Here is a 1226-nt window from a genome sequence, read left to right on the forward strand (position 1 = left end):
CTACGCCGGGCTGCTGCTGTTCACACTGCTGCTGTTTCATCCGGTGTTCCTGGTGACCGAAACTCTGGCCCTGCTCGGCTTGATGCTGCTTCAGGGACAGGGGCGGCGGATAGCGGGCAGCCTGGCTTTTTGCCTGATTATCGCTGTTCCCGCCGCCCTGCTGAACCCGCTGTTCTCGCACAGAGGAGCCGTTATCTTGTTTTATTTCATGGACCAGCCGATTACTCTGGAAGCTGTGCTGTACGGGCTGATGATGATGGTTGTACTGATCGCGGTGTTTGTTATTTTTCTTTCGTACAACTATACGGTAACACCGGATAAATTTATGTACCTGTTCGCATCTGCCGCTCCCAAAAGCGCCCTGCTTGCGCTCATGACGCTCCGCTTCGTTCCGCTGTTTCAGCGGCGGCTGCGCCGGATTGCGCTGATTCAGGGGGCGCGCGGCGTTTCGGTCCGCGAGGGCAGTCTGCGCTCGCGTATGGCTGACGGGATGACGCTGCTGAAGACGCTGCTCACCTGGTCGCTAGAGGAAGCGCTGCAGACCGCCGACTCGATGAAAGCACGCGGGTACGGTATCCGCCGCCGAAGCTCCTATGCGGTACATAGACTTGACCGGAGGGATATTTGGGTCCTGGCGGGGTTGGGAGCCGGCGCGCTGGGTACCCTGTGGGGCTGGTCTCAAGGATACGGCCTGCTGATGCTGTATCCCCGGATGAAGCCGCTGGTATTTAGCTGGCAGGAAGCGGCGATGTACGCCGCCTTTTGTCTGTTCATGGCTCTCCCCCTCTGGGTGGAAGGAAAGGAGAAATGGTTATGGAGATCGTCCGCGCGCAGGAGCTATCCTTCCGCTACCCCGGGGAAGAAAGGGCTTCACTGGACGGGCTATCCTTTGGAATAAAAGAAGGCGAGTTCGTCGTTCTTTGCGGCCCGTCGGGCAGCGGCAAAACGACGCTGCTGCGGCATTTGAAGCGGGAGCTGACTCCTGTTGGAGAGGGGAGCGGCGAGATTTTTTACCGGGGCTGGGAGCTTTCGCAGCTATTTCAGGAGACTGCGGCCGGGGAAATCGGCATGGTCTTCCAGAATCCGGAGGCGCAGATCGTGATGGAGACGGTATGGCAGGAGCTTGCCTTTTCCATGGAAAATATGGGTCTTTCCCCGTCCGTCATGCGCGGCAGGCTGGCGGAAATGGCCGGGCTGTTCGGTCTGGAGCCGCTGCTGTACAAGCC

The 1226-nt window shown here is 59.2% G+C and carries 2 protein-coding genes; both read left to right on the top strand.

Going from position 1 to position 1226, the window contains the following annotated elements:
* Positions 1-898: energy-coupling factor transporter transmembrane component T (locus tag L691_RS0120930; protein WP_025692295.1), on the top strand; the 898-nt coding region annotated here is incomplete at its 5' end.
* Positions 814-1226, top strand: a 413-nt coding sequence (locus L691_RS0120935) for an energy-coupling factor ABC transporter ATP-binding protein (protein WP_025692296.1), incomplete at its 3' end; no start/stop codon positions are given. The genes L691_RS0120930 and L691_RS0120935, both read left to right, overlap by 85 nt.

This window comes from Paenibacillus zanthoxyli JH29 (assembly GCF_000520715.1).
GTDB lineage: Bacteria > Bacillota > Bacilli > Paenibacillales > Paenibacillaceae > Paenibacillus_AQ > Paenibacillus_AQ zanthoxyli.